Here is a 20,566-nt window from a genome sequence, read left to right on the forward strand (position 1 = left end):
GCATTACCAGGTAAGCAAACGATTGGATTACAAAAATAAAGAGGTAACTGCTTAGTTGCCTCTTTATTTTTGTAATCCAATGTATTTCCTCATTTCTATGGCTTCAGCACTACCTTCACGCAGTTATCTTCTTTTTTGTTGAAGATGTCGTAAGCGTGCGAGGCTTGGTCGAGCGGCAAAGTATGCGTGATAATATCATCCAGTTTTACCTTGCCCTGATCTACCCATTGATATAGCTCATCGATAAACTGATGAACAGGGGCCTGGCCGGTTTTGAGGGTAAGGCCTTTGTCGAAGATCTGGTACCACGGGAAGTTATCGTATGGAGAGCCATAGACACCAACCACAGAAACGATGCCTCCACGGCGTACAGCACTTAGGCACATTTTTAGGGCATTGATCGTGCCTTTCTCCATGTGCACTACGCTGGCGGCCCGGTCTAGCAGCGACTTATCAGCTTCCATACCTACGGCATCAATGCATACATCGGCGCCGCGCCCGCCGGTCATGTCACGAATGGCCTGGATGGCATCCACATTCTTAAAGTTGATTGTTTCAGAGCCAGCCGACTCGCGGGCCATTTTCAAGCGGTATTCTTCTTTGTCTATCCCGATAACGCGTTTCGCACCTTTAACCCAAGCCACTTTCTGTGCCATCAGGCCAACCGGGCCGCAGCCAAACACCGCCACTGTTTCGCCACCTTTTAAATCGCCCCAGTGCACAGCAGAGAAACCTGTCGGGAAAATATCGGTCAGGAAGAGAACCTGCTCGTCGGTAAATTGGTCGCCAACCTTACGGGGGCCAACATCAGCGAAAGGCACGCGCACATACTCGGCTTGGCCGCCGGCATAGCCGCCATAAAGGTCTGTATAGCCAAAAATACCTCCGCCTTTCTCAGTCATCAGGCCTCCTTCCGGGCCATACATATCAGGGTTAGAGTTCTCGCAATGCGGAAAATGACCATGGTTGCAGAAAAAGCACGTGCCGCAAGAGATGGGGAAGGGCACCACAACACGATCTCCTTTTTTGATATTTCGCACTTCCGGGCCAACCTCTTCCACGATACCCATAAACTCATGGCCCATCACCATGTTACTGGCCTGCGGAATCATGCCGTTATAAATGTGCAGATCAGAACCGCAAATGGCAGTAGAGGTAACCCGAATAATAGCATCGCGCGGATCCTGGATTTTGGGGTCTTCTACGTGCTCAACCCGGATATCTTTCATTTTGTGAAAAACTGCTGCTTTCATAGTTTTATTTTGTAGGTTAAAGCCTGACTAGCAGGTGATAAGTTGAATTATTAAAACTTAACGGCACAGGGGCAAAGTAGTTATGGCCAATAAATAATCACCCTTGAAAGAATAAGACCGAATAGCCTGCGTATAAGTCATACTTTTATACACCTGACTCAGCTTAACTAGTGTTTATGCCAACGTTTCATTTCTCCTTTCTCACGGCAAAAGAATTTCCGCAGCTTCACGAGGCTTTCCTGAAAGCCTTTGCCGATTACGTAATTCCGATCCAGCTTACCAAAGAGCAGTTTCGAGCCAAAGTGATCCGTGAAGGCATAGAGCCTAGCTTTTGCGTGGCTGCATATGATGGTCAGGAAATAGCAGGGTTTATACTTACGGGTTTAGGCGAATGGCAAGGCAAACCTACAGCCTATAATGCAGGCACAGGTGTACTGCCACAATACCGAGGGCAGAAGCTTACACAACAGATGTATGATGTGCTATTGCCCAAGCTGCGTGCAAGCGGCATAGAGCAATGCCTGTTAGAAGTTATTCAGGATAATAATGCTGCTTTGCGATCTTATCAGGCCGTTGGGTTGCACATTACCCGGTCACTTGATTGCTTCAGGGCCTTAAAAACGGAGCTGTTACTGCCAGCACACAATGATTCTGACTTTATTGAAGTATTGCCAACTGAAAAGGCAGACTTAAAGCTCTTTCGCTGTTTCCGGGATGTGACGCCAACCTGGCAAAACTCTTTCGCAGCTATTAAAAGAAGCAGAGAGCAATGCTGCATACTTGAAGCGCGTAATGTCAGTAAAGAAGTAGTTGGTTATATTGCTTTCTTCCCCAAAAGCGGTGCTATTGCGCAATTGGCCGTAGATGAGCTTTGGAGAAAAAAGGGCGTTGGCACAGCTTTATTGCGCGAAGCAACCCGGCAAGTGGAAGCGCCTGCTATCATGTTCATTAACATTGAAAGCACGGCCCAAAGTATGATCTCCTTCTTAACCCGGCGGCACATGCAGCTTATCTTAAAACAGTATGAGATGCTGATGGCTATTGCCTAACTTTACATCAGAATAAAAGATACTGCTATGAATACTGCATGGGTTTACCTGATACTAGCCGGGATTTGTGAAATTGGTTGGGCTTTCGGCTTAAAGTATAGCGAAGGGTTTACCAAGTTAGGGGTAAGCGCTGTAACAGTTGTGGTAATGATATTAAGTTTCGTACTACTCTCACAAGCCATGAAAACACTGCCGCTCGGTACAGCCTATGGCATCTGGACGGGCATTGGTGCGGCGGGTACAGCCATACTTGGTATCGTATTCCTTAATGAGCCCCGCGACCTCATCCGTATACTTTGCATCTTGATGATCGTGTCGGGTGTGGTGGGATTGAAGCTCTTTTCTCCTTCAGAATAGCAATTATTCCATCGTATACACATCCATACCTTTTGTGCTGAAAAGGTAGAGTTGGTGCGCACCTACAAGCGCTGCATTATACTTTGCGCGCATCGGGAGGGTAATTGTGCGCTCTTTTTGTGTATAAAGGTCTAAGAAGTAGAGCGTATTACCCTTCACAAAGTATACTTCATTATCCTTGAAACCCATATATTCTACGCCGGGATAAGTATAGCGCGTTTTATAATTGCCAAGATTATCGAATACCAGTATGCCCGAGTTGTAGTCCAGCAGGTATACCATATTCTGGTACTCACGCAGCTGGCGCATATCTAGTTGCTCTTGGTCAAGTATGAGATTTAGTGGGGTTTCTATTGTTGTTCCCCGAGCCAGAGGGTTAAACTTCGAAAGTGTAAGAGTTGTTTCATTGAATAACCAATACCCTATATCCGCAGCAGGGGCAGCTAACTTAGAAATAGTTTGATTACTGATTTCTATGATATCAAAACTGCTTACCGGCCTCAGAAAACGATCGAGCAATACCAATCGCTGGCTACTTTCGTAAAAGAGCACAATTTTTAGGGGGTTCCAGGCGTGTATGCTGCTGGCGCGGCCACGGCCTTGCGGCGAGTAAGTATCAACGGGGTGGCCCAGTGGGTTAAGGCGCAGAAGGTTTAGCCTGTTATCCAATACATACAGATAGCCATTGCGGTCCTGGGAAATACTGGTAGGCGAGCTTACGGGTAATGTATGGCTATACGTGAGCACTGGCGCCTGCAACGTGTCTTGTGCATGGGCCGAAAGCTGCGTTATAAGTGACAGCCAAAGTATAAAAATGCAGTGCTCAGCCTTCAAAGGTTTTAAGTTCCAGGGTATTGCCATCATATACGCCATAGGTACAAAAATTGACCCATTCTCCAAGGTTCAGGTAAGTTGCCTGCTGACCGATCGGCATTTCGAGTGGCAGGTGGCGGTGCCCGAAAATATAGTAATCATGGTGCTGCTGTTGCTCCACTTCCGTGCAGTACTGCACAAGCCATTCTCGTTCCCCAAAAAACTCTTCATCCTTTTTTACATTGCTGATCCTACTCCTTCGCGACCACATGTTGGCAACACCAATTCCTAAATTAGGGTGGATACGCGCAAAAAGCCACTGGCAAACTTTGTTATCAAATACCTTTTTAAGGACTTTGTAAGTATAGTCGCCGGGGCCAAGGCCATCGCCATGCCCAATGTAAAAGGTATGGCTGCCAATGTTGGTGGAGATAGGTTTTCGGATGATTGGGATATTCAGCTCCTTCGGGAAGTAGTCGAACATCCACATATCATGGTTCCCCGTGAAAAAAAGCACAGGCAAGCCAGCATCTGTTAATTCGGCGAGTTTACCCAATAGCCGCACATACCCTTTAGGAACGGCATGCTTGTACTCAAACCAGAAATCGAAAATATCGCCGAGCAGAAGTATGGCCGCCGCATCGTGTTTAACTGAATCCAGCCAGCGCACAATTTTTTTCTCGCGGGCAAGGCTTGTTTCACTGTCTGGTACTCCTAAATGAAAATCGGAGGCAAAGTATACTTTCTTACCGGGAGCAAGCTCGTTAATGCGGAAGATCATCAATCAGGAATAATACTAACTGTTTCGGACCGTGAGCGCCCATTACAAGGGTTTTTTCGATGTCGGCGGTGCGGCTTGGGCCACTAACCATAGATACCATCGACGGGAAGTTCTCCTTATACTTATCACGCACATGCTGCAGGGCATCTTTAATATCAGCCACCAGCTGGCTTGCCTTTGCTACTACCATGTGTGTGGTAGGGTAGATGCTAAGGCGGCGACCTCCAGTGTTGGCAGAGCTTACCATAATACTGCCAGTGCGCGCAATCAGCGCCTCGCAGGTAGTAAGGCTGGCCTCTATACCTTGCACAAAGTTCTCCTCATCAGCTACATAGTCAATCCCTGCCTGATGAATAACGCGCTGCAAATTAGACTCCCACACGCACAGGTGCTGCAGATTCTGCTCCTTTTTGTAGACGTACAGTTGGTCGAAAAAATCCTCTTCGTTATCGCAGTAGATAAAAACTCCCGCGTTCTTGATGAACATCTCCGCAAACACTACCGACAGGTCCTCAACAGGTACAACCTGGTGTAGCGGCGAGGAAAAGTCTGGGGTAGGAGGCAGAAAAGGCGCCGACTTAGCCAGCGCCTCTCTTACTCTTCTTAAAACTATTTCTTTTGATTTTGCTTCGTACATGCCTGTTTAGCTCAAGCTGTTCTCGAATTTACGTTGTCTTGTTCTGTTGTAGAGCTGCTTCCGTTCAAAGGAGTTCCTGGCACGCCACCCTGCTCTTGCTCCGGATGGTTAGTTTGGCCAAGTTCTACGGGATGCTGCTGCTCTACTTCGCTTTTGGTTTTGCTGCGATCTGTACCGGCTGTGTGTGCCTGGTATGTAGTAAGCGCATCAAACGGGCGTGGCCCAACCAAACGCTCCAAATCGTTCTGGAACAGAATTTCCTTTTGTAACAGTTCCTGTGCTACAATTTCAAGCTCATGGCCTTTATCAGTCAAAAGTTGCTTGGTGCGCTCATATGCGGCACCTATAATGTTGCGAACTTCCTCGTCGATAGTTTGAGCTGTAGCCTCTGAGTATGGTTTATTAAACGTCATGTCAGACTGCTTGGAGTCATAGAACGATACGTTACCAATCTTGGCGTTCATACCATACATGGTTACGATACTGTAAGCCATCTTCGTGATGCGCTCCAGGTCGCTTAATGCACCTGTAGAGATTTTACCGAAAACTAACTCCTCAGCAGCACGGCCACCAAGTGCCATACACATCTCATCAATCAACTGCTCAGTAGTATACAAGAATTGCTCTTTTGGCAGGTATTGTGCGTAACCAAGCGCGGCAACACCGCGCGGAACTATACTTACCTTCACCAACGGGTCAGCGTGCTCCAAGAACCAACCAGCAATGGCGTGGCCGGCTTCGTGGTACGCAACGATTTTCTTCTCTTCCGGAGAGATGATCTTGTTTTTCTTCTCCAAACCACCAATAACACGGTCTACAGCATCGTTAAAATCTTGCTGATCAACTGCTTTTTTGTTGCGGCGGGCAGCAATAAGGGCAGCCTCATTACAAACGTTTGCAATTTCGGCACCGGCAAAGCCCGGAGTTTGTGCAGCTAGTTTGCGGGCATCCACATCAGCTGCCAGTGTAAGCGGCTTCAGATGCACTTCAAATATTTCGGTACGGCCATTAATGTCTGGCTTGTCAATGCTTACCTGGCGGTCGAAACGGCCTGGGCGCAGCAAGGCAGAGTCCAAGGTGTCAGGGCGGTTGGTGGCAGCAAGTATGATTACACCGGAGTCAGTTGCAAAACCGTCCATCTCCACCAAAAGTGAGTTCAGCGTGTTCTCACGCTCATCGTTACCACCTGGGGTAGAGCCACGGCTACGGTGGCGACCAATGGCATCAATCTCATCAATAAAGATGATACAAGGTGCTTTGGCCTTGGCTTGCTTAAATAAGTCACGCACTCGTGCGGCGCCCACACCCACAAACATCTCCACAAAGTCAGAACCTGACAGGGAGAAGAAAGGAACGTCGGCCTCGCCGGCTACGGCTTTAGCAAGCAAGGTTTTACCTGTACCCGGAGGGCCTACAAGCAAGGCGCCTTTCGGTATTTTACCACCAAGTATGGTGAATTTGCTTGGGTTCTTAAGAAACTCTACAATCTCCTGCACTTCTTCTTTTGCTTCTTCTAGGCCAGCCACATCCTTAAACGTGATCTTAACCTTGTTCTCAGCATCAAAAAGAGCTGCTTTGGATTTACCGATATTGAAGATCTGGCCGCCTGTGCCACCGGAGGTTACGCGGCGCATCAGGAACCAGAAACCAAACAGCAGTAGGATCAGGAAGCCCCACTGGAAGAAGAAGTCAGCAAAACCAGTACGGTCAAGCGGAGTTAAAGGTACCTGCTCCTCACGAGGCAATTCAGCCTGCAGCTTATCCAAGTCTTCCTTAAAAGACTCAGCCGAAATTACCTGAAAGTGATAATGCGGCCCCTGATCCATGGTAAAGGCACCACGGTCGTTTAGCTCTGTTTTATACTTGTCGTTCTGTAAGGCCTCCTCTTTGAGGTATACTTCTACAGTTTTGTTGTTTACAAGGGTAAGTTTGCCTACATCACCGCTCAATAACATTTCCTCAAAATCCTGTTGAGTGGTTTCGATAGAGGAGTTGCTTTTGTTCAGGTAGGTCAAGCCGAAGATCAGCAGGATCAGTACAGCCAGCATCCACAGCTGCATAGTAGGCCGCGGTGGTGTGTTTGGGATGATCGGCTTTTTCTTCTTGTTATTGCCTCTGTTATTTTTTTCTGCCATTGATATTTAGATGTCAATTGTATGGAAAACATGAGCCTGTGCTAAATGTTTTAGCGCAGGCCCTTGATGTTAGACAGATTCCACGTGTTCTATCTTGGCGTCGCCCCAGAGCTCTTCCAAAGCATAAAACTCGCGCTTGTCTTTTAGGAAAACGTGAGCTACTACATCCACATAATCCAGCAGGACCCACTCTTTGTTCATGCGGCCCTCTGTTTGCCACGGGTTTTGGCCGATGGCTTTGTGTACTTCTTCCTCAATAGAAGAAGCGATGGCATCTAGTTGTGTGTCGGAGCTTGCGGATGCTATTACGAAGTAATCTGATACAGCGTTTTTAAGTGATTTAAGGTTCATCACAACTATATCGGAAGCTTTCCTCTCCTGCATGCCCTTCACTACAAGCTCTGCCAATATGTCGGAAGTAGCCTCAACCTTGGTTTCTTTCATTTGTGCTCTTTAAATTTGATGTACAAAAGTATTAAATCTCCTCTAATTATATGTTGCCTAATACGCTGTTTGTTGGCCAGCAGCTGGTTTTTATACCGGCCTGTGCATCTACTAACTCAGAGGCCCAACAGCTTCTCCTCAAAAATGAAGCCACAGAAGGCTGTGTCGTGCTTACGCATAACCAAACGCAGGGCCGGGGGCAACGGGGTAATTCCTGGGAGGCAGAGCCGGGGCAAAACATTACATTGTCTGTAATTCTGTCACCTACGTTTGTGCCCGTCCGGCAGCAATTCTACCTTAACATGGCCGTGTCGTTGGCTGCGCTCGATCTGCTGCGCGAGCATGGCTTGCAGCAGGCCCAGGTAAAGTGGCCGAACGATTTATTTTTTGAAGATAAGAAACTTGGCGGGATTCTGATAGAAAATACAATTAATAGTCATTCTTTACAACACAGTATCGTTGGGATTGGTTTAAACATAAATCAACAGCAGTTCGGATATACAACGGCTACGTCGTTGGCAAAGGTATGCGGAAGCACAGTTAACCTTGAAAAAACAACTTTGCGCCTGCTGGAACACCTCGAAAAGCGTTACCTCCAACTTAGGGGCGGCCATACTGCCCGTCTGAAGTATGAATACCTGCAGGGGCTCTACCGTTATCAGGAAGTTCATGCTTTCCGGATTGGGGAAGAAGAGGTGCAGGGTCAAATTCTAGGTGTTGATGAAGCCGGGCGACTGGCCGTGGAGGTCAACGGGGAACTACGCTATTTTAGCTTTCAGGAAATCTCACACATTATCTAGCAAAGCAAAAAAGCGGGGCCAGGTAATTCTGGTCCCGCTTTTTTTCAATAGTAAACTTTTACTGTATCAATAATTTTTGAGTTTGCTTTCCAGTTGGCTGTTGCAGGCTTACATAGTATAAACCCTTCGGAATATTAAGCTCTGACACAGTCAGGCGCACCTCACGCATGCCTGCAGGTAACTGTTGGGTATAAACGGATTTGCCATTTTGATTTATAATCTGCAGCACGGCACCATCGCTGGTTTGCAGGGCTACCCGAATGTCGTTGTCAATAACCGGGTTTGGATAAACCATCATTTCAGAGGCAGTTGCTTTGCCTTTAAACCGTGTCTCAATGATTTTGCTGTACTCAAAATGGCCATCAAAGTCTACCTGCTTTAGGCGATAATAATTTACGTCTTTTTCAGGCGCAATATCAGAAAAAGTATACTTGCGCTGCACGCTGGAGTTGCCTGCGCCTTTCACCTCTCCAATTTTTATAAAGCGTTTGCCATCGGTGCTTCGCTCAACCTCAAAGCGTTCATTGTTTTCTTCGGAGGCAGTAGTCCATGTTAGGGCAATGTTGCTCTGGGTAGCTTTGCCAGTAAAGGAAGATAGCTCAACTGGAAGCGGCGTGATAGGTTGATCAGAGCAAGTCTGTAGGTTGAAGCCCGTGGTGAAGAAATCTGTTTCGGTCTGCAGCGATAGCTGGAAAAAAGGCTCTGCTCTAAACGCATCAGTTGGGATGCTGAACTCAAAAAGATCAGACTGGCCGTTGGCATACGTGCCAGAATTCATGTCTTTGTTAAACGTGATCAGGTTGTCCTCGATGCTCACAGTATAGTTGTATACTTGCTGGTATTCTCCGCTTGCATTGGTCGGTACGTCAATATCGGTGACGCCAAATGGCACTTCAATCAAAAACTGGTTAAGTGCTGCGGGGGTCTCGTTAGTCAAGGTAAATCGTACGGTTGTCATCCCATCGGTGCTGGTAGAGTCCACGAAACCAAAAGAATAAGTGCCCTCGAAATCTATAGAGCAGGCTGCTTCAGGTACGGGTCTGCCAGCCGGCTTAATGCCGCACTCTTCCATGTCGAATAACACACTTGCACCTCTGCTACCGGCTATCACATCAATTTCGGTATGAGTGATAGAAGCCAGCTGTGCCGGGGTAAATTCAAAGTAATGTCTGCTTCTTGTACCAGTGGCAGAAGTTTGCATCGGATTAACTCCTCCTGACTGACTTCTTGACCGATCCAGGCCGATAAAACTGAAGTTAATATCCTCCACATAAGCATTGCAAGTGTTGGTTATGGTAAATAGCACTTCATAATTGCCATTGTCCAGCGGTGTGGCCTTGTAAGAGTTAAATGAAAAGCAACCCTCTGATTTAGAGCATGCTGGAGTATTTTGTGCCTTGGCTTGCAACCATCCGAGTGAAAAAAGAATCAATGAAAGTAAAAGTATATATCGCTTCATAGTATGTTCAGTTATTGGGTAGTACAATTGCTTACTTAGTAAAAGTTAACGGGTAGCTTAAGCATGAGTTGCATATTACCTATAGGGATTAATGTAAGTGCAATGAAGTTCTTGATAAAATAATATGAAGCGGATGTTGAAATTCTTGATGTATTCCTAGTATTTTGCCATGTAAAGGGAGTTGTGTTCCTATTAAGGTATAAGTTTGATAAAACATGACTATTCTTATAAATAAATGCTTAGGCTGGTTGTGTTGCTTAGAAATCAGGTGATTAGCTATAAAGAAGAAAGTGCAAATTTTAGTATGCAAACAGATTGGTATCAGCCAGTAAACACGGGCATGGTAATTGATAACAAAATTTAGCAGTAAATGAGGTGTCAATGCTAAATGTTTATCTTGCTTATTTACAAATATTTTGAAAATTTAATTTACTGTTTTGGCAATTTAAACTATCTTTGGTTTGATAAGTCGAAGTAGTAGAGACTCTACTATAACATTAAGACTCTTAAGCATGAGAATTTTTACTAGAATAATATTAGTTACCACCCTGATAAGCTCGCACTTGATGAGTTTTGCCAGCCACCAGGAGGTAGCCGGAACCAACCCTACGTATAAGGGCGGTAACACCTTGTGGAAGCTGATGCCGGATAAGGCGGCGCAGTTAACGCTTTCTGCTAACAACGCACGGCCAAACTTTGTGAATAAGGAAGATCATACCTGTTCCAAAATTTATGCTTCAGCAGTGAGCCAGGTGTTCCATGTGGTGGAGGCAAAACAAAGCAAAAGCATGTATGCCACAATCTCGTTGGCAGCATTTGCTCCGGGCCCGGAGGTAAAAACTTCATTGCCGTCTATTAACGCTTACCCGAATCCATCGCGTGGGTATACAAGCCTGGCGCTAAACCTGCCTGGCAACGATAGCTACAAGATTAGGATCTCTAACACGATTGGCAAAGTGCTGGCCGTGCAGGAAATTGCGCCAGCCGAGAAGGCCAAGGTAGACCTCGACCTGACAAACCTGCCTTCAGGCATATATTTTTACAGCCTGCTGGTAAACGGCAAAACAGTAGAAACGAAAAGACTTGTACTCCAGAAATAAGAAGCAATTTGTGCTCTAAGTATAAAAAGCCGGCCAGTTGGTCGGCTTTTTCATTATAAACTTCTAAAAATAGCCAGCCGCTTTACATTATTTATTATTTTCGGGGCTGAATCAACTAAAGCTATGACGGATTATCGGAAGATAAATAACCTCGTGGGCTGGGTCGTGTTTTTAATCGCGACGGCCGTTTATGTACTAACGCTGGAACCAACTGCCAGCTTCTGGGATGCAGGTGAGTTTATCGCCTGTTCATATAAGTTATTGGTGCCGCACCCGCCTGGTGCACCGTTCTACCTGCTAATGGGTAGGCTGTTCTCTATGTTCGCCGGCGATGTAACGCAGGTGGCCTGGTGGGTAAACCTGCTCTCTGCGCTATGTAGTTCTGGTACCGTTCTTTTTCTTTTCTGGACCATCACTATACTTGCCCGCAAAGTGCTTGTAAAGGCAGGCGAAACGCCAACCCAAGGCAACGTACTCCTAGTTATGGGCAGCGGTGTGGTAGGCGCCCTGGCTTATACTTTCTCTGATTCGGCCTGGTTCTCGGCTGTGGAGGCAGAAGTATACGCCATGTCCTCGTTCTTCACGGCAATCGTATTTTGGGCCATACTACGTTGGGAGGCCAAGGTAGGCGAGGCGCACTCTGACAAGTGGCTTATACTTATCGCTTACCTGGTAGGTCTTTCTATCGGCGCGCACTTACTGAACCTGGTAACCATACCTGCACTGGCCTTTATCTATTATTTCAGGTTGTACAAGCCCACGTTTACAGGCGGTATCATTGCGTTTGCTATTAGTGCCGTTATTGTGGTGGCCATACTTTGGGGAGTTATCCCGGGCTTGCCATCCATTGCGGGCAGCTTCGAGGTATTCTTCGTGAATTCCCTTGGTTTGCCGTTTAGCTCAGGCATTATAGTATTCCTGGTACTGTTCGTTTCCGCGATTGTATTTGGTATTCGTTACTCTATTCAGAAAAATATCCGTGTACTCAATACGGCATTGCTTGGCCTTGTTTTTGTCCTGATCGGTTACTCTTCCTACATGATGATCCCGATTCGATCGTCTTACGAGCCTACCATTGATGAAAACGACCCGGATGACATCCTGACCTTTGTGTCTTACCTGAAGCGAGAGCAGTACGGCGACAGGCCTTTACTTTTCGGGCCGCAGTACAACGCCCAGCCAACAGGCCAGGAGGAAGGTGTGCCGCGCTATGTGAAAGGCAAAGACAAGTATATCAACACCGGCAATAAAATTGAGCCAGTGTATGACTCAAAAGATAAAGTGTTTCTGCCACGGATTTACAGCGATGCCCACGTAGACGCTTACAAGAAATGGGTTGACCTGCGCGAAGGCCAGACGCCAACCTTTGGCCAGAACATGAGCTTTATGCTTAACTACCAGCTTGGCTTTATGTACTGGAGATACTTCCTGTGGAACTTTGCCGGCCGCGAGAGCGACGTGCAGAATGCCGGAGTGCTTTGGTTTGGTAAAGACGACCCGAATGCGCCAGAACGCGTGCTTGATAGTGAAGCAAGAAACTGCTTTTACCTGTTGCCACTGCTGATTGGTATACTTGGCCTGATTTATCAGGTGCGTAAAGATGAGCGCAACGCCTTTGTTGTAGGCCTTCTTTTCTTTTTTACAGGTATCGCCATTGCCTTATACTTAAACCAACCACCAATAGAACCTCGGGAGCGCGACTATACGTTTGCGGGCTCTTTCTATACATTCAGTATTTGGATAGGGCTTGGCGTGCTTGGCCTAGCTGATTTACTGAGCAAGGTTCTTAAGAACACTACCACCCGCGCCGCGTTTGCAACGGTAGTCTGCCTTGCCGTGCCGGGCATCATGGCTGCCGAGGGCTGGGATGATCACGACCGTTCTGACCGCTACCAATCTGTGGATTCAGCTAAAAACCTACTGGATTCCTGCGCCCCGAACGCCATACTTTTCACTAACGGCGATAACGACACATTCCCGCTCTGGTATGCCCAAGAAGTAGAAGGTTACCGCACCGATGTTCGCGTAGCCGTACTCAGCTATTTGAATACCGATTGGTACATCGACCAAATGCAAGACCCGTCATACGAGTCTGAACCATGGCCACTGACGCTGGGCAACGAGAACTACCAGCAAGGCACCAACGACTTCCTGCCTTACGTGGAAGCGCCACAAGTAGCCTCAGGCATTGATTTGCAGCAGTATATCAGCCTGATCAAGCAAAAACACCCTGCCCTACAGGTGCAATATGGCTCTGGCACAACGCTGCTTACCATGCCAACACATAACTTCTTCCTGAATATCGATAAGGAGAAGGTAAAGCAGATGGGCTTTGTAGCCAAGAATTACGAGGATCAGATAGTGGACCGCATGCAGTGGACGATCACGAAATCGTTACTGGAGAAGAAGCACTTGGTAATGCTGGACCTATTGGCAACAAACAACTGGGAGCGCCCTGTCTACTTCTCAACCACGGTAAACAGCGCAGACTTTATCGGTCTATCGGATTACTTCCAACTGGAAGGCCTAGCGTATAGAGTAGTGCCGGTAAAGGCTGAGGGAGAAGGCCCGGGCATCGTGAACAAGGAGGTGATGTATCAGAATATGATGAAAAAGTTCATGTTCCGTAACTTCGATAGGCCGGATATTTTCTACGATGACAACTATTACCGCTTCTCGGCTAATGCCCGCGATAAGTTTGCGACACTAGCTGGTGCTTACCTTGAAGAAGGAAACGAAGCGCGTGCCAAAGAGTTGGTGGAATACTGCTTTAAGGTGCTGCCACTGGAAACAGTGCCTTACGATTACTATACACCGCAGTTTATCCCGATCTATGCAGCGCTCGGCGAAACCGCGAAAGCCAAAGAGCTATTAGATACGATGGCACAAGGCTCTCAGAAGGCACTGGACTATTACTTTGCCAAAGGATCTTTGTTTGACCAGGAGATACAGGTAAACATGGTAATCCTTCAGCAACTGATTGGGTCGGCTGAGGAACTGGGCATGCAGGACAGAGCACAGCAGTTGCAACAACAATTTATGCAGTACCTGCAGCGCATGCGCCGCTAAACAAAATAACTTCATAATCAGTAAAAAAGGCCGGGTCACTATAGGGTGCCCCGGCCTTTTATTTTGTTGATAATCATACTTATAGCTGTTACATATGAGGCGAGCGTTTTTGCTGATTTTCCTGATAACCTTATTGGCGTATGGCTGTGGCGGCTACCGCAGCACAGAAACAATCCGGCCTGTACAGGTGCAAAGGCAAATGCCCGAAATAACCATGGCGCACAGCTACTACTCTCGCAACGATAGCCTGTTTTTGCTTCTGAAATTTGAGGATGCACAGCAGGTGTTGGATATTTTGCAGGCTGCCACTTCCTATGAATATGCCGTAAGGGCTGGGCTGTCGGATCGGGATGCCGTTATACTTCAAGACTCCGTTGACTTGCCAAACAGGAAAATCACTGATGTTGAAGGACAGCTGCAGGTGCAGCTTGCGCTGCCGGCAAGCGTTGTCAGGAAGCCAAATGTATTGCACATAAAAGTATGGGAGTTGCTTTCGGGCCGAGAACGGGTTGGGATACAGTTTAAGATAGCGCTAAACAGCGAGATGCTTCAGAAAAACTATTCGTTAGTGCATGCAAACACAGGGCATTCTGTTCTTAAAACATACTTAACTACAAACGATAAACTGATGGTGCAAACGCATGGCGACTCAGGAAGCACCTTAACACTGGAGCGCTTTGAGCTGGATTTTATGCCTGCCTCGCCACCTATGAGTATGCGCAAACCATCCGTGCCGCGCACTTTGTCACCTATTAGTACACGGAGCCTTACTGCTTCAGATACATTGATTTTCGATAATGAGGGGTTATACCTTTTAAAAACGGAGAAAGGCTTTGCTAATGGGTTGCTGGTGCTGGCAGGAAACTACCCGCAGGTAACTCGAGCAGAGGAACTGATACCGCCGCTTATTTATCTCACTACGTCGCAAGAGCGGGAGGAACTCATGCAGGCCAAAGAGCCTAAAGCCGCCGTCGACAATTTCTGGCTAAGCGTTGGCGGCAGCGAAAGGCAGGGCCGCGCATTGATCAAGGAGTTCTACAGCCGTGTTGAGAGGGCCAATAAGCTTTACACCGCGCATAAGGCAGGGTGGGCCACCGACCGAGGCATGGTATACATCATCTACGGCCAGCCTAGCAGCATCAGCCAGGTTGGCCCAAACATCACCTGGATTTACCGAGAGTCTGAGACGGCTCCGTATATCAAGTTCGTTTTTACCAAAAAAGAGAATAACTTTACCGAAAATTATTATGAGCTGATACGGCGCCGCGAGTACGAGGACAGCTGGTACAGCACAGTAGCAAAATGGAGAGCAGGAAAGATAAATTTGTAGGCAACCGCTTCGGCAGCCCAAGAACACCCAAAGAAGATAAAAGCGAGATGATTTTTGGCTCGCGCCCAATACTAGAGGCGTTTGCAGCCGGAAAGGAGCTGGAGAAGATTTTCCTGCTGCGCGGCTCCCGTAACACTACCACTGATGAGATCGTAGCCCAGGCCAAACGCTTTGAGGTGCCCGTAGTGATGGTGCCTATCGAGAAGCTGGACAGGCTTACGCGTAAAAATCATCAGGGTGCGGTAGCATTCATCTCGCCAATCACTTACCAGCCGCTTAGCGAGATTGTAACCAGCTTGTTTGAGCAAGGTAAAAACCCGTTGGTGCTTATACTTGATCGTATTACTGATGTGCGTAACTTCGGCTCGATTGCCCGTAACGCCGAATGTATGGGCGTAGATGCCATTGTAATACCAAGCCGTGGCGGTGCACAAATCAATGCCGATGCCATGAAAACCTCTGCAGGTGCCCTGAACATTGTGCCTGTTTGCCGTGAGCCAAACCTGAAAGACACCCTGGATTACCTGAAGGAGTATGGCTTCCAGCTTGTGGCCTGTACCGAGAAAACAGAGCATCAGCTATCAGACTTTGCCGTGGATATGGTTGGCCCTACGGCCATTATTATGGGTAGCGAGGAAGACGGTATTTCGCCGGAGTACCTGAAGCGCGCCGATGTGAAGCTGCGCATCCCGCTGATGGGGCAGATTGGCTCCCTAAATGTGTCGGTTGCCACAGGCATCATACTTTACGAAGCCATGATCCAGCGCCTGAAAGACGGCGGCTACAGCAGCCAGGGCAGTTTAGAGCCTCGATAGGCAAGAAGCTTTACGCAGGCCAAAACGCCTGTAACAGATAAAGGGCATCCACAGCCTAAGTTATACTTAGCACTGTGGATGCCCTTTTATACTTTGAGTAAAGGTATGGATTAGATATAATCTACGCCTTTCTTAGATTTGGCATCGGCCATAAACTCCTTTACCTTCTGCTCCTCTGTTTTTTTGCAGATCATCAGCACGTTATCGTACTCTGCTACAATGTAATCTTCGAGGCCTTGCAGCACTACCAAGCGCTCTTTTGGCGTTTTTATGATACAGTCCTTGGTGTCATAAAGCATCACTTCTCCATCTACCACATTACCGTTCTCATCTTTATCGTTGATGGTGTAGAGCGAGTTCCAGGTGCCCAGGTCGGACCAGCCAATATCGGCGAGCAGTACGTACACGTTATCCACCTTCTCCATAATGCCATAGTCAATAGACACGTTGCGGCACTGTGAGTAAGCTTTTGTGATAAAATTCTGCTCCTCCGGGGTATTCATCAGGTTGGTGCCCTCCTCAAAAACCTCAGTTATTTCTGAAAGGTGCTGATGGAAGGCCTTGAGTATACTTTGCACGCTCCAGATAAAAATGCCGGAGTTCCAAACAAAGTCGCCGCTATCCAGGAACATCTGGGCAAGCTCTAAGTTTGGCTTTTCTGTAAAAGTCTTTACTTTCTTGATGCCGTCATTTCCTTCGTTCCCTTCGTCGATGTACTGGATATATCCATAACCAGTGTCGGGGCGGCTTGGCGTAATGCCCAACGTGATCAGCACGTCATCTTGCGCAGCAGCCGTGATGGCCTCTTTAATAACATTGGTAAACACATCCTGCTTCATCACCACATGGTCGGCGGGGGTTACCACTAGGTTTGCCTTAGGGTTTAGCTGAGCAATTTTGTAAGAAGCATAAGCAATGCAGGGAGCAGTATTGCGGCCAATTGGCTCTAGCAATATCTGATTATCGGTAAGTTCTGGGAGCTGCTCTTTTACAAGTGCTTCGTAATCTTTGTTTGTAACCACAAACAGGTTTTCGGGTGGGCAAATGTCTGCGAAGCGTTTTACCGTCATTTGCAGCATGCTTTCTCCGATGCCTAGCACATCGTGGAACTGTTTCGGGTAGTTGGTACGGCTAAACGGCCAGAAACGGCTCCCGATGCCGCCGGCCATAATTACCACATAGGTGTTTTTATCCATGTTATACAAGTCCTTCTTTAAGTAAATCGTGGAGGTGCACAAAGCCCTCGAATTTACCTGATTTAGTAACAATGAGTTGCGTTATACTTTTGTCCTGCATAATGGCCATAGCCTCAGCGGCATAACTGTCGGGCTCAATGGTGAGCGGGGCCGGTGTCATGATGTCTGTTGCAGTGATGCCCTCAATAGAGTCATACTTATTAAGCATGCGCCGCAGGTCGCCGTCCGTAATTATTCCGATAAGTATATCTGAATCTTTTTTTACCACAGCAGTGGCTCCTAGGCGCTTAGACGAAATCTCAATAATAATCTCTCTGAGCGATGCGTTCTCCTTTACGCAAGGCGCCTCATTTTGGGTGTAAATGTCTTGTACCTTCAGGTAAAGACGTTTGCCCAGCGAGCCGCCAGGGTGCAGCGTGGCAAAATCGGAGCTGGTAAAACCGCGCGCCTCCAGCAGGCTAACAGCAAGCGCATCACCAAGCGCAAGCGAGGCGGTGGTGCTAGTGGTAGGGGCAAGGTTATGCGGGCAAGCCTCGCGCTCCACATTTGCGTTAAGTATAAAGTCAGCGTTTTGGGCTAGGTAAGAGTCTGTGCTACAAACCATGGCGGCCAGCTTAGAACCTTTGCGCTTTAGCAAAGGAACTAGTACCTTTATTTCAGGAGTGTTACCGCTTTTAGAGATGCAGATGACGAAATCGTCCGGCTGGATCATGCCCAGGTCGCCATGAATGGCGTCTGCGGCATGCATAAACAGGGCAGGCGTGCCGGTAGAGTTAAGTGTGGCTACGATCTTTTGCGCAATATTTGCACTCTTGCCAATGCCCGTTACCACAACACGCCCTTTCATCTGGAGAATGGCTTTAACGCAGTCTACAAAGTCTTCGTCGATAAAATCTGCCAGTCTGGCGATAGCTTCGGCCTCGGCGTCTAGTACTTTTTTTGCGGTAAGCGCTATATTATTAGGGAGATTCAAGTTAAATTTGTGTTAGGGCACTCTTTTGGAGTGCGTTGCAACAAGATTAAATTTTTTGCAAGATTACATGTCTATTAAACAAGAGGTAAATCTCAAGAACAAATTAAAAGAAGTTTTTGGGTATAATCAATTCAGAGGAAATCAGGAGCTGATAATAAACAATATTATTAACGGCAAGAACACCTTTGTGATTATGCCTACAGGCGCGGGCAAGTCGTTGTGTTACCAACTACCTGCTCTTTCTTTACCCGGCACAGCCATCGTTATATCGCCGCTGATTGCCCTCATGAAAAACCAAGTGGACCAGCTGAACGCCTTTGGCGTGAATGCACACTTCCTTAACTCTACGCTTTCTAAATCAGAAACAAACAAAGTTAAGAAAGAAACACTGGCCGGTGAGGTAAAGCTGCTTTACGTGGCGCCGGAGTCGCTTACAAAAGAGGAAACGATAGAATTTCTGCGGGCCTCTAATATTTCGTTTGTGGCCATTGATGAGGCGCACTGTATCTCGGAGTGGGGGCACGACTTCCGTCCGGAGTACCGCCGTATTCGTGGCATCATCGATCAGATAGGCAAGCTGCCGATCATTGCGCTCACAGCCACAGCCACGCCCAAAGTGCAGCTCGATATCCAGCGAAACCTGCAGATGGACGAAGCCTCGGTGTTTAAATCTTCGTTTAACCGCACCAATCTATACTATGAGGTGCGCCCGAAGCACAACACCAAGAAACAGCTGATCCAGTACGTGAAGAAACACAAAGGCAAAAGCGGTATAGTGTACTGCCTGAGCCGCAAAAAGGTGGAGGAGATTGCCGAGCTGCTGAAGGTAAATGACATTAAGGCGTTGCCATACCATGCCGGCCTCGACTCCAGCATACGCATGGCTAACCAGGATGCCTTCCTGAACGAGGAAGCTGACGTAATTGTGGCCACTATTGCCTTCGGTATGGGGATTGATAAGCCGGATGTCCGCTTCGTGATCCACTACGATACACCAAAATCCATTGAGGGCTACTACCAGGAAACTGGCCGTGCCGGTCGCGATGGTATGGAGGGTAACTGCATTATGTTCTACAGCTACGACGATATTGTGAAGCTGGAGAAGTTCAACAAAGACAAGCCCGTAACAGAGCGCGACAACTCTAAGCTATTGCTACAGGAGATGGCTGCTTACGCAGATTCTGCCGTGTGCCGCCGCAAGCAGCTGCTGCACTATTTTGGCGAAACCTTTGAGAAGGACTGTGGCTTCTGCGATAACTGCCTGCATCCGAAAGAGCGCTTCCAAGCTGAGAAAGAAGTGCAACTTGCCTTGCAAGCGGTGCAGCAAACAGGCCAGCGCTTTAGCATCGATCACATAACGCATGTTTTAACAGGCCTCAGAAACCAATATGTAACCAGTTACGACCACGATAAGCTGGAACTGTTTGGCACAGGCAAAGCACATGACGCGCAGTTCTGGAGCTCAGTGCTGCGCCAAATTCTGCTCTCTGAGTATCTAGAGAAAGATATAGATAGCTTTGGCGTAATTAAGCTGACGAAAAAAGGAGAGGATTTTATACTTAACCCGCACCCAATTCAGCTTACTAAAGACCATAACTATGAGCAGGAAGTAAAAGAAGGCGAGGAAAACGAGCAGTCACAGGCATCAGCCGGCCACGACGAGGTGCTGTTTGACATGCTGAAGAACCTGCGCAAGAAACTGGCGAAAGAAAAGAACCTGCCTCCATACGTGCTCTTCCAGGACCCTTCGATAAAGGAAATGGCTACCGTTTACCCAACCTCTAAAGACGAGCTGGCGCATATTGCCGGTGTGGGTATGGGTAAGGTGCACAAGTTCGGAAAGCCATTCCTCGACATGATCACAAAGTATGTAGAGGAAAATGATATCGTGACGGCTGCCGATGTGGTGGTAAAGTCCACGGTAAACAAATCTAAGATAAAGATTTACATTATTCAACAGATAGATAAAAAAGTAGATCTGGAAGAGATTGCCGCTTCTAAAGGCCTGACAATGCAGGAACTGATCGAGGAAATTGAGCATATCTGCTACTCAGGCACGAAACTTAACCTGAACTACTACATTAACAACATTCTGGATGATGACCGCCAAGAGGAAGTATACGATTACTTCATGAATGCCAGCACCGATAACATAGCAGTGGCAGTAAATGAGCTCGGTACTGACGATTATACCGAAGAGGACCTGCGCCTGATGCGTATCAAGTTCCTGTCGGAATATGCTAATTAAGCCAAGGCATTGTTAAATTTTGAAATTGTTGGGAGAAAAGGTTTGCTAGATAAAAAACCGGCTCTTCCAGCAATTTTTTTTATAGTTTTGAATACAGGATTAAGACT

The 20,566-nt window shown here is 47.4% G+C and carries 17 protein-coding genes; 8 read left to right on the forward strand and 9 right to left on the reverse strand.

All coding sequences use genetic code 11. The features are described from left to right. Window positions 1-95: 95 nt before the first annotated feature. Window positions 96-1,253 carry a zinc-dependent alcohol dehydrogenase gene (locus D1627_RS13760; RefSeq protein WP_119432827.1) on the reverse strand — a complete coding sequence of 386 codons (1,158 nt, stop codon included), beginning with the start codon at window positions 1,251-1,253 and terminating at the stop codon, window positions 96-98. 176 nt (window positions 1,254-1,429) lie between these two features. Between D1627_RS13760 and D1627_RS13765 the strand changes: the two genes are divergently transcribed. Together D1627_RS13765 and D1627_RS13770 are read left to right on the forward strand one after the other, a co-directional pair. Then, a complete protein-coding gene (locus D1627_RS13765; protein WP_119432828.1) occupies window positions 1,430-2,302 on the forward strand; it encodes a GNAT family N-acetyltransferase in 873 nt (290 codons plus the stop codon). Between the two features lie 27 nt (window positions 2,303-2,329). Further along, complete coding sequence (locus tag D1627_RS13770; RefSeq protein ID WP_119432829.1) at window positions 2,330-2,659, forward strand: DMT family transporter; 330 nt, start codon at window positions 2,330-2,332, stop codon at window positions 2,657-2,659. Window positions 2,660-2,662: 3 nt separating this feature from the next. On the opposite strand, the gene D1627_RS13775 is transcribed toward D1627_RS13770, so the two are convergent. The 5 genes from D1627_RS13775 to rsfS form a co-directional block, all read right to left on the reverse strand. Continuing rightward, window positions 2,663-3,493 carry a hypothetical protein gene (locus tag D1627_RS13775; protein WP_233555633.1) on the reverse strand — a complete coding sequence of 277 codons (831 nt, stop codon included), beginning with the start codon at window positions 3,491-3,493 and terminating at the stop codon, window positions 2,663-2,665. Next, on the reverse strand, window positions 3,483-4,253 hold the full coding sequence (locus D1627_RS13780; protein WP_119432830.1) for a UDP-2,3-diacylglucosamine diphosphatase: 771 nt from the start codon (window positions 4,251-4,253) through the stop codon (window positions 3,483-3,485). The genes D1627_RS13775 and D1627_RS13780 overlap by 11 nt, the downstream gene beginning before the upstream one ends. Next, entirely contained in the window at window positions 4,237-4,890 is a 654-nt protein-coding gene (locus D1627_RS13785) for a LutC/YkgG family protein (RefSeq protein ID WP_119432831.1), read from the reverse strand. Before D1627_RS13785 ends, D1627_RS13780 begins: the two co-directional genes overlap by 17 nt. Before the next feature lie 11 nt (window positions 4,891-4,901). Then, on the reverse strand, window positions 4,902-7,025 hold the full coding sequence (gene ftsH / locus D1627_RS13790; RefSeq protein WP_119432832.1) for an ATP-dependent zinc metalloprotease FtsH: 2,124 nt from the start codon (window positions 7,023-7,025) through the stop codon (window positions 4,902-4,904). Between the two features lie 69 nt (window positions 7,026-7,094). Further along, window positions 7,095-7,469 carry a ribosome silencing factor gene (gene rsfS, locus D1627_RS13795; protein ID WP_119432833.1) on the reverse strand — a complete coding sequence of 125 codons (375 nt, stop codon included), beginning with the start codon at window positions 7,467-7,469 and terminating at the stop codon, window positions 7,095-7,097. Between the two features lie 50 nt (window positions 7,470-7,519). Here rsfS and D1627_RS13800 point away from each other — a divergent pair, with 50 nt between their 5' ends. Beyond that, on the forward strand, window positions 7,520-8,269 hold the full coding sequence (locus tag D1627_RS13800; RefSeq protein WP_119432834.1) for a biotin--[acetyl-CoA-carboxylase] ligase: 750 nt from the start codon (window positions 7,520-7,522) through the stop codon (window positions 8,267-8,269). A 58-nt stretch (window positions 8,270-8,327) separates the two neighbouring features. Here D1627_RS13800 and D1627_RS13805 read toward each other — a convergent pair whose 3' ends face one another. Further along, complete coding sequence (locus D1627_RS13805) at window positions 8,328-9,728, reverse strand: T9SS type A sorting domain-containing protein (protein ID WP_119432835.1); 1,401 nt, start codon at window positions 9,726-9,728, stop codon at window positions 8,328-8,330. Between the two features lie 512 nt (window positions 9,729-10,240). Between D1627_RS13805 and D1627_RS13810 the strand changes: the two genes are divergently transcribed. The 4 genes from D1627_RS13810 to rlmB all read left to right on the forward strand — a co-directional run bounded on the left by D1627_RS13810 (window position 10,241) and on the right by rlmB (window position 16,042). Further along, window positions 10,241-10,828, forward strand: coding sequence for a T9SS type A sorting domain-containing protein (locus D1627_RS13810; protein ID WP_119432836.1), 588 nt, complete (start codon window positions 10,241-10,243; stop codon window positions 10,826-10,828). A gap of 123 nt (window positions 10,829-10,951) precedes the next feature. Next, a complete protein-coding gene (locus tag D1627_RS13815) occupies window positions 10,952-13,897 on the forward strand; it encodes a glycosyltransferase family 117 protein (protein ID WP_119432837.1) in 2,946 nt (981 codons plus the stop codon). A 94-nt stretch (window positions 13,898-13,991) separates the two neighbouring features. After that, window positions 13,992-15,227 (forward strand): GWxTD domain-containing protein, encoded by a 1,236-nt coding sequence (locus D1627_RS18545; RefSeq protein ID WP_233555634.1) that lies wholly within the window; start codon window positions 13,992-13,994, stop codon window positions 15,225-15,227. Next, window positions 15,200-16,042 carry a 23S rRNA (guanosine(2251)-2'-O)-methyltransferase RlmB gene (rlmB, locus tag D1627_RS13825; protein ID WP_119432838.1) on the forward strand — a complete coding sequence of 281 codons (843 nt, stop codon included), beginning with the start codon at window positions 15,200-15,202 and terminating at the stop codon, window positions 16,040-16,042. The genes D1627_RS18545 and rlmB overlap by 28 nt, the downstream gene beginning before the upstream one ends. Before the next feature lie 110 nt (window positions 16,043-16,152). On the opposite strand, the gene D1627_RS13830 is transcribed toward rlmB, so the two are convergent. Together D1627_RS13830 and D1627_RS13835 are read right to left on the reverse strand one after the other, a co-directional pair. Then, window positions 16,153-17,238 carry a mannose-1-phosphate guanylyltransferase gene (locus D1627_RS13830; protein ID WP_119432839.1) on the reverse strand — a complete coding sequence of 362 codons (1,086 nt, stop codon included), beginning with the start codon at window positions 17,236-17,238 and terminating at the stop codon, window positions 16,153-16,155. A gap of 1 nt (window position 17,239) precedes the next feature. Further along, on the reverse strand, window positions 17,240-18,211 hold the full coding sequence (locus tag D1627_RS13835) for a KpsF/GutQ family sugar-phosphate isomerase (RefSeq protein WP_119432840.1): 972 nt from the start codon (window positions 18,209-18,211) through the stop codon (window positions 17,240-17,242). 67 nt (window positions 18,212-18,278) lie between these two features. Here D1627_RS13835 and recQ point away from each other — a divergent pair, with 67 nt between their 5' ends. Then, complete coding sequence (gene recQ, locus D1627_RS13840) at window positions 18,279-20,459, forward strand: DNA helicase RecQ (RefSeq protein WP_119432841.1); 2,181 nt, start codon at window positions 18,279-18,281, stop codon at window positions 20,457-20,459. Window positions 20,460-20,566 lie beyond the last annotated feature (107 nt).

The sequence above is a fragment of the Pontibacter oryzae genome (assembly GCF_003576375.1).
Classification (GTDB): domain Bacteria; phylum Bacteroidota; class Bacteroidia; order Cytophagales; family Hymenobacteraceae; genus Pontibacter; species Pontibacter oryzae.

What these genes read in the sequence shown, in the direction of transcription:
- D1627_RS13760 (WP_119432827.1), bottom strand. Translation starts at nt 1,253, where the DNA reads ATGAAAGCAGCAGTTTTTCACAAAATGAAAGATATCCGGGTTGAGCAC.
- D1627_RS13765 (WP_119432828.1), top strand. Translation starts at nt 1,430, where the DNA reads ATGCCAACGTTTCATTTCTCCTTTCTCACGGCAAAAGAATTTCCGCAG.
- D1627_RS13770 (WP_119432829.1), top strand. Translation starts at nt 2,330, where the DNA reads ATGAATACTGCATGGGTTTACCTGATACTAGCCGGGATTTGTGAAATT.
- D1627_RS13780 (WP_119432830.1), bottom strand. Translation starts at nt 4,253, where the DNA reads ATGATCTTCCGCATTAACGAGCTTGCTCCCGGTAAGAAAGTATACTTT.
- D1627_RS13785 (WP_119432831.1), bottom strand. Translation starts at nt 4,890, where the DNA reads ATGTACGAAGCAAAATCAAAAGAAATAGTTTTAAGAAGAGTAAGAGAG.
- ftsH (WP_119432832.1), bottom strand. Translation starts at nt 7,025, where the DNA reads ATGGCAGAAAAAAATAACAGAGGCAATAACAAGAAGAAAAAGCCGATC.
- rsfS (WP_119432833.1), bottom strand. Translation starts at nt 7,469, where the DNA reads ATGAAAGAAACCAAGGTTGAGGCTACTTCCGACATATTGGCAGAGCTT.
- D1627_RS13800 (WP_119432834.1), top strand. Translation starts at nt 7,520, where the DNA reads ATGTTGCCTAATACGCTGTTTGTTGGCCAGCAGCTGGTTTTTATACCG.
- D1627_RS13805 (WP_119432835.1), bottom strand. Translation starts at nt 9,728, where the DNA reads ATGAAGCGATATATACTTTTACTTTCATTGATTCTTTTTTCACTCGGA.
- D1627_RS13810 (WP_119432836.1), top strand. Translation starts at nt 10,241, where the DNA reads ATGAGAATTTTTACTAGAATAATATTAGTTACCACCCTGATAAGCTCG.
- D1627_RS13815 (WP_119432837.1), top strand. Translation starts at nt 10,952, where the DNA reads ATGACGGATTATCGGAAGATAAATAACCTCGTGGGCTGGGTCGTGTTT.
- D1627_RS18545 (WP_233555634.1), top strand. Translation starts at nt 13,992, where the DNA reads ATGAGGCGAGCGTTTTTGCTGATTTTCCTGATAACCTTATTGGCGTAT.
- rlmB (WP_119432838.1), top strand. Translation starts at nt 15,200, where the DNA reads ATGGAGAGCAGGAAAGATAAATTTGTAGGCAACCGCTTCGGCAGCCCA.
- D1627_RS13830 (WP_119432839.1), bottom strand. Translation starts at nt 17,238, where the DNA reads ATGGATAAAAACACCTATGTGGTAATTATGGCCGGCGGCATCGGGAGC.
- recQ (WP_119432841.1), top strand. Translation starts at nt 18,279, where the DNA reads ATGTCTATTAAACAAGAGGTAAATCTCAAGAACAAATTAAAAGAAGTT.